The 1,290-nt window shown below is 66.1% G+C and carries 1 protein-coding gene; it reads left to right on the top strand.

What is annotated here, in order from left to right; genetic code table 11:
• Nucleotides 1-339 precede the first annotated feature (339 nt).
• Complete coding sequence (locus IEZ03_RS37255; protein ID WP_184885403.1) at nt 340-1,179, top strand: IS5 family transposase; 840 nt, start codon at nt 340-342, stop codon at nt 1,177-1,179.
• Nucleotides 1,180-1,290: the final 111 nt, after the last annotated feature.

Genomic DNA, 1,290 nt, shown 5'->3' with positions numbered 1-1,290 from the left:
CGAGTGCCCGACAACTCGACCACCTCACCGAAATGGCCGAGAGATCGACCTCGATTCACCATCGGTGGATCGAGGCTTAGAGGGCGTTTGATCCTGGAATGTGGTGATAGGCGCCTATTCTCGTGTGCTGTGACCCCGCTCAGAGAGCAGCGCAAGAGCCGGCTGATACAGGTGCGGCAAGAGCGGAACGTCCGGAGCCATGTTTATGACAGTTCTTCTGTCTCATCCCAAAATGAGCGCCCGCGTCTGGTTTCTGCAGGTGGCCACAGCGGTCTGACCTGTATGACCTGACGGTCGCACCTGTGGCCCGGAGCCTTCACCCGGCATTACGTCCGTACCATGACCGAACGCCCCCGCTATCCCAGCGACCTGTCCGACGCCCGCTGGGAGCTGATCGAACCGATCCTGACCGCCTGGCGCGACCGGCGCCGCGCCGGGGTCCTGGACATCGGCCGCCCACCCGAACACGACCTGCGCACCGTCCTGGACGCGATCCTCTACGTCGATCGCACCGGCATCCCCTGGCGCTACCTGCCGCACGACTACCCGCCCTGGCAGACGGTGTACGGCTACTTCCGACTCTGGCGCGACGATGAGATCTTCACGCGGATCTCCGGGCTGCTGCACCGCCTGGTGCGCGTGCAGGAGGGCCGCGCCGCCGAACCCTCGGGCGGCGTGATCGACGCCCAGAGCGTCAAGACCTCCAGCAACGTCCCGGCCTCCGACCAGGGCATCGACGCCGCCAAGAAGATCGTCGGCCGCAAACGCAGCATCGTGGTCGACACACTCGGACTCCTGCTGACGGTCCTGGTCACCGCCGCCTCCGTCCAGGACTCGGTCGCCGGCGCCACCCTGATCGGACAGATCGCCACCCACCACCCCAGCGTCCGCACCACCTGGGTGGACGGCGGCTACCGCCAGCACCTGGTCGAACACGCCGCCACCCTCGGCATCGACATGCAGATCGTCCAACGCGCTCCCGGCGCCCGCGGCTTCACCCCGCTGCCACGCCGCTGGGTCGTCGAGCGCACCCTGGGATGGCTCATGCTCCACCACCGCCTGGCCCGTGACTACGAGACCCTGCTGGCCAGCTCCCAAGCCATGATCCACATCGCCGCGATCGACCTGATGAGCCGCCGCCTCACTGGCGAAACCACTCCCACCTGGCGCGGAACCTGACCCGGAATCAAACAGAATCCGCGGGATGAAACGCCCACTTAGCCTCGATCCACCGATGGTGAATCGAGGTCGATCTCTCGGCCATTTCGGTGAGGTGGTCGAGTTGTCGGG

It is taken from the genome of Actinomadura livida (assembly GCF_014648675.1).
Lineage (GTDB): Bacteria > Actinomycetota > Actinomycetes > Streptosporangiales > Streptosporangiaceae > Spirillospora > Spirillospora livida.
Note: the sequence above shows the minus strand (reverse complement) of the source record. Positions and strands in the feature narration are given on the sequence as shown.

Bases quoted from the DNA above. Each gene is read 5' to 3' on its own strand.
- IEZ03_RS37255 (WP_184885403.1), top strand. From the start codon at position 340: ATGACCGAACGCCCCCGCTATCCCAGCGACCTGTCCGACGCCCGCTGG.